The organism is Neisseria sp. 20925_1_37, assembly GCF_041433255.1.
Classification (GTDB): domain Bacteria; phylum Pseudomonadota; class Gammaproteobacteria; order Burkholderiales; family Neisseriaceae; genus Neisseria; species Neisseria flavescens_D.
The window spans coordinates 1-5,972 of record NZ_JAPWBC010000024.1 but is presented as its reverse complement, the minus strand read 5'-3'; the positions used below and the strand labels follow the sequence as shown (position 1 = coordinate 5,972).

The window sequence follows — 5,972 nt, the reverse complement described above, 5'->3', positions numbered from 1 at the left end:
GAGGAAGCAGGGAACTATCAGGAAGTAGTTGTAGCTCCCTTTCTCATTTCGCAGTGCTACAATATCAGGCTTTATGACAAGCAATCAGTTAAAGTTGTAGCTCCCTTTCTCATTTCGCAGTGCTACAATTTGACTGCTTCGATAGCTGGTCTTCAAGAGGTTGTAGCTCCCTTTCTCATTTCGCAGTGCTACAATTAGGTACGGTATCGTCTGCAACAGGCAGTGGTTGTAGCTCCCTTTCTCATTTCGCAGTGCTACAATCTTATACGCAAATGACGTCTTATATTTGACGTTGTAGCTCCCTTTCTCATTTCGCAGTGCTACAATCTTGTGTGTAAAAGCCGTCTTATATTCAACGTTGTAGCTCCCTTTCTCATTTCGCAGTGCTACAATGAAAGGTTAGATGGCATTCGGGATAGTGATGTTGTAGCTCCCTTTCTCATTTCGCAGTGCTACAATGGCATTGTACAAGACAGGGGATATATGCAAGTTGTAGCTCCCTTTCTCATTTCGCAGTGCTACAATCAGACGGCGAATTTGATTGGGCCAATGTATGTTGTAGCTCCCTTTCTCATTTCGCAGTGCTACAATATATAGCTACTAGGAATCAATAGCTTAGATGTTGTAGCTCCCTTTCTCATTTCGCAGTGCTACAATATGCACCAATTTATATCAATTTAATGCCTAGTTGTAGCTCCCTTTCTCATTTCGCAGTGCTACAATAGATGGCTTGTGTTCGTTTGTTTGATAAGGGTTGTAGCTCCCTTTCTCATTTCGCAGTGCTACAATTTCCCGTACCGAGATAATGTAGCCAATCCCGTTGTAGCTCCCTTTCTCATTTCGCAGTGCTACAATGGAAATTGCAATTGACCGTTACGATTGATAGTTGTAGCTCCCTTTCTCATTTCGCAGTGCTACAATAGAAAACCAACTGATTGATGCTTTGATTAGGTTGTAGCTCCCTTTCTCATTTCGCAGTGCTACAATGATTATCGTATAACCCTTTTGTTATTAGCCGTTGTAGCTCCCTTTCTCATTTCGCAGTGCTACAATGGGCGCGGATAAGGACGGCGTTTGTAAGAGGTTGTAGCTCCCTTTCTCATTTCGCAGTGCTACAATACCTCAACGGGAAATCCTTATTCTATAAGGGTTTCCCGTTTTATTTGGGCTGAAAAAATGGGCTTAAAATAATAATAGTTGGTCGGAATTTACCCTTTTTTCTTGGGTTTTCAGCTCTCCCAACAGTAGTTTCATGGTGGCATATTGCTTTTCTGTTACTTCCAAACAGCGGATTGAGCCTTCTTGCGGTAGGTTTGCACATAGCCTATTGTGGTGTTTTTGCAACGAATCTCGACCTTTGACAATACGGCTGTATACGGAAAGTTGGAGCATTTGGTATCCATCTTTTAATAGAAACTGGCGGAATTGATTGGCGGCTTTGCGCTTGGCCGCTGTGGTAACAGGTAGGTCGAAGAAGACGATAATCCTCATAAATTTGGCCTCACTCATATTGGTATTCTTTCAATGGCAAGATTTCAGGCAGTTTCAGCTGTTTGGCGTTTTTGTCAGTTACGCTGACTTGAAATGAAGAAATCATTTTGTCTATGCCGGCCAAGGTACTGAAATGTTGCCGTTCGATGCAGATTTGACAGTGAAGGGTCTTGATAAGGTTTTGTTTGATGTTAGGGGTCAGATCAGTTTTCAGACGGCCTTGTTCATGCAAATATATAACGACCAGGTCGGCCAATGGGCGTAAGGGTTCGATAAAGTCATCGGCGAGGTTGAATGGATTTAGTTCGCTTCTATGAAACAAGCCTAATGCAGGCAACCAGCCATATAAGGTCAGGGCGCGTGCAACTGCTGCACGGAGCACGGCGTAGGTGTAATTCAATGCGGCATTGACGGCGTTGTTGTCATTACGGGTAAACTTTTCCCCAAAGAGGGCTTGGAAGTAGAGGGCGGCAGCTTGGGCTTCACGGTTTCCTGTATCGCCTGAACGGACTTCGACTGCCAAAGTGCGCAGCCGTTTGGCCGCAAGATCATTGCCTGTTTCGTCTGCGACAAATGCTTGATTCAGGATTTTTTGACGGACGATATGTTGCCAGAGTTGCTTTTTTAAGGGTTCGCTTATATTCAGTTGCAGCTTGAGGATTTTAAGTTGGCGGTGATATTGGGCATAAGGCAGCCATTGTCCGCAGGGCAGGAATTGCTCGTCACATGTCAGCAGGGTTGAGCCATGCTCAGCTAAGGCTGACAAGAGCGGGGCGGTAATCAGGGTTTCGCGGTTTTCGATGATGATAACGGCGATGTCCTCTAATGGTACGGTATGGGAATCGCCGTTTTGTTGAATCAGCAGTTGCCGGCGTTGCAAGGATAGTTTGCCGCCATTTTGAATGAGCAGGCTGCGCCAAGTCATGTTTTTTCCCTTATTTTTATATAAAAAATCCCTGCTTCAGGCCGTCTGAAACAGGGATAGATTAATTTAACGGACAGGTGGGCGTTTTTTCAGACGGCATGATCTGATTTCTTTGCCGAGTTCGTCGATTTGGTATTTTTGGAATGAAAGGGCGGTTTTGACGCCGATGCCTTCCAGAATTCCGTTTTTCCCGACTTTATTATCTAGATCGTGGATACGGATATTAATATTACCTGTACCTCGATGACAGCTAGCAAAGTAACCAAATATTCTAGCTTTTCTAGTTATTACCTCAACTAAATCATTAGGATGTAATGGGAATTTAAAGTTGAAACTATCATCAATAAGTTGCCAATCTTCTTCATCTTTTCCTTGTACAACAGCCCTATCCGGCAAAATCCCTTTCGCTACCTGCCAACTGTAAATCGGTACCAGATAATACTTGCCGCCTTTCTCAAACACATCTACGCGCACCATGGTTGCGTTGTCGGCAATACCGTTATGGTTGCGCACCCATACACCGGTTTTCTGTACTTGCTCTATGCGTACGGCTTTTACCTGTTGGGTGCGGTTACCTGCTTTATCGTATTTGTAAAACGGCTCGGCAAAGGCTTTGGCAGGATCGTCTTTATGTGCTTCTAGCCGTGCTTTCAGCGCTTCGTATAGCTTAGGTTCACGTTCCCGATTGACCATTTTTTCCAAGTCTTTCAGTTTTAACTGTGTCAGCGGTACGCGCAACACGCTGATGCCTTCGTCCAGTCGTTTGGCGGATTTGACGGTCTCCATATGGCCTTGCCCGCTCATCTTCCGATTGGGCGCGCGTGAAACAAACAGTGGCGTAATGTATTCGTGTACGGCTTCGGGGTGAGATGATAATTTTTCGGCAAGCAACGCGCGCAGTTTTTCTGGGGTATCGGCTTCTTCAAATTCGGGTCTGCCGTCCGGTTTGCCGAAGACGCGAATCATGACTTCTTGTGCGAAAAAATCCCAAGGTTGCGGGAAGTGTGTTTTTTGATGCAGCACTTCTCCTGTTTCTTTATCTATGGTTTTACCGTCAAACGCGTTCATCTCTTTATAGCGTACAAAACGGGTAATTTTCTGCTGCATGGCAACGGTTGAGCAGGCAACGACGACGGCGTCCAAGGCGTGATGGCGGTCGTTTTCCGCACGCACTTTGCGTAATCCCCAAAAGCCGCGCAACAGATTGGTAATTTGTCCATTGGATGCAAAGACACGTCTTTTCCCTTTACCTGTCAGCCGCATACGGTCGGCAACGAATTGGCACAGGAAACGGTTGACGTAGCGCGTATCGTTCAGATTGCGTTCTTTAAAGCCCTCTTCGTCGAATTTTTGCAGCAGAATCCGTTGTTTTTTACTGCGAGGAAAACGGCTGGTTTCAACACGCGCTTTAAATTCCTGCCATTCGCGGCTGTTGTCTTTGCCGTTGAAGTATTCGTAAGGGGTTTGGTTGCCTTTGTTTTGGTTTTCGCTGCCCAATACCAGCACTTTATTGTTGAAACTGTCGTCCCATGTGCGCGAGAACGGCAAGGCATGGTCGATTTCGACGTAGCCTTTTTCGTTCAGATGGCCTAAGTTGATTTCTTTGCCCGAATACAGGCATTTGCCGTGTTGTTGCTCGTACAGACGCAGTTTCAGAATATCTTTGGATTTGGGTTCGCCGACAAAATTGGGGAAATACTCTCGGAATTTGGAGGCGGCTTTTTCCCGGTCTTTACGGTTTTCTTCTTGGCGTTTTTCGATTTCTTTGCGGTCTTTAAACGATTTTCCTACTTCCCTTGCCGTTTCAATATGGATACGAGCAGGGGAGCCGTAACGGCGTACAACGGCGTTAATGACTTTTCTGGCTTGAGATAAGGCGCGCAAGACGACGGGGTTGCGGATTTCGTCGGCGGGAATCGGCGGCAGATAAATCTCTTCTTCCGTATTTTTCTTGCCGTAATGGTCTCCGTAGATTTCGGCGCAGGCTTCATCGTAACGTTTGCCTTGCTCCATTAGAGGCACAATTCGGCGCAATGCCTTCAAGGAAATTTGGATGAACTTATCGAAGCTAATGTGTTTCAATAGCGCTTCTAAGATTTCAGGCTGTACACGGTCTTTCAGACGGCCTGTAATGTCTTCATCGGTTTTGAACAGGGAGAATGCCGTGCCGATTTCATCTTGTAATTCGGGAGAAAGGTTTAATGGGGACTTTTTGTCTTTCAATCCTTCTTTTTCCAGCGCACGGCTGATGGCATGGTAGGCCTTCATTTCCATCAGTATCGCAGATTCGGCATTGTCTTTACTATAGCGCAAGCCTTTGAAAAAGGCGGTATCTTCTAAACCCAGCAGCTTACGGGCTTGTGCGTAAGTCAGTTTGGATTTTCTGTATGGTTCGTCCATAAGCGTGGCGCGTTCGGTAGCGGTCAATGGCCGCTCGCTGCCTTGCTCTAAAATACGCAGGTTGTTCAGCTTAGTCAGCCAGATGAAACGTTCGGCGGTATAGGTGTTCTTAGCGGCTTTCGGCTCTGTCGGCTCAAAGGTGCAATACCCCAACATTTTTTGAACAGCATCGCCAGACAGGGCAGGGCGTTGCGCCATCAGCAGGGTTTCAATACCTTCTTTAAGGCCGTCTGAAACATGCGGATTACCGAATTCTTTTTGTTTTTCAAACAGTAAATTCAGCTCTGCCTGCAAATCTTTGCGGCTGAACGTATGCGAATAATCGCCGCGCTGGTTGCGGATATGGCCGCTTTCTTTTTCAAATTTATTTAAAGCCAATTCGGCCGGTGTGCGGAAATCGCCTGTCTGTAAGGTATGGGCATTGTCGGCTACGCCTTTAAGCAAAGCGCCAAGCTCCTTATCGGCAGTTTCGCCCTCGTTTTTTCTTTGCGACAAATAGCCGCGGTGTTTGATTAAATGCAACAAGACTGCCGACCACTCTAAAGGCGTCAGTTTGCGGTCTAATGCGGCTGCGCGAAGTTGCCATGGTGTATTCGGTAAGGATTTGATCAAGCCGTTTTCATCAAAATCGGCAGTCTGTAATACGCCTTCGCGTTTCAATAGGCGGCGGGCCCGAAGCAGGCGATGGGCGCGACGGCGGGTTAGGCGGCGGACGCTGCGTGCTAAGCGTCTTGCCGCTGCGAGAGAGTCGCCTGTTTTCGGTACTTCCGCACGCTCAAATACGCGCACGCCCAAATCAATCAGGCGGATGGGGTTTTCTTCTTCGTCAATTTCTACCATCGCCCAGCCGACTGATGCGATGCCGATATCGAGACCGAGGATGTAGTTGATTGGATTGGGTTTGAATGCAGCCATCAGTTTCTCCGTAATATGATGTTTGGTAAGTATAAATATATCCTAGGTAAGTATTACCATGCAAATGAAATACTTGACTGGGTGTCGATTTGGAATTAGAATCTGTCCATATTGTTGCACTGCGAAATGAGAAACGTTGCTACAATAAGGCCGTCTGAAAAGATGTGCCGCAACGCTCTGCCCCTTAAGGCTTCTGCTTTAAGGGGCATCGTTTTGTCTAAATGGCAGGGATTAAAAAGGC

3 protein-coding genes and 1 CRISPR repeat array are annotated in these 5,972 nt (G+C 46.5%); all 3 genes read right to left on the bottom strand.

All coding sequences use genetic code 11. The annotated features are described in order from the left end of the window. Nucleotides 1–27: 27 nt before the first annotated feature. Nucleotides 28–1,119: direct repeats of the CRISPR family, unit length 36 nt; unit sequence GTTGTAGCTCCCTTTCTCATTTCGCAGTGCTACAAT. Nucleotides 1,120–1,182: 63 nt separating this feature from the next. Further along, entirely contained in the window at nucleotides 1,183–1,509 is a 327-nt protein-coding gene (cas2, locus tag O3661_RS10510) for a CRISPR-associated endonuclease Cas2 (RefSeq protein ID WP_033912916.1), read from the bottom strand. Then, on the bottom strand, nucleotides 1,502–2,416 hold the full coding sequence (gene cas1 / locus O3661_RS10505; RefSeq protein WP_314592927.1) for a type II CRISPR-associated endonuclease Cas1: 915 nt from the start codon (nucleotides 2,414–2,416) through the stop codon (nucleotides 1,502–1,504). The genes cas2 and cas1 overlap by 8 nt, the downstream gene beginning before the upstream one ends. A gap of 66 nt (nucleotides 2,417–2,482) precedes the next feature. Further along, nucleotides 2,483–5,731: a type II CRISPR RNA-guided endonuclease Cas9 gene (cas9, locus tag O3661_RS10500; protein WP_371493383.1), complete on the bottom strand. Its 3,249-nt coding sequence runs from the start codon at nucleotides 5,729–5,731 to the stop codon at nucleotides 2,483–2,485. Nucleotides 5,732–5,972 lie beyond the last annotated feature (241 nt).

What these genes read in the sequence shown, in the direction of transcription:
- cas9 (WP_371493383.1), bottom strand. Translation starts at nt 5,731, where the DNA reads ATGGCTGCATTCAAACCCAATCCAATCAACTACATCCTCGGTCTCGAT.
- cas1 (WP_314592927.1), bottom strand. Translation starts at nt 2,416, where the DNA reads ATGACTTGGCGCAGCCTGCTCATTCAAAATGGCGGCAAACTATCCTTG.
- cas2 (WP_033912916.1), bottom strand. Translation starts at nt 1,509, where the DNA reads ATGAGTGAGGCCAAATTTATGAGGATTATCGTCTTCTTCGACCTACCT.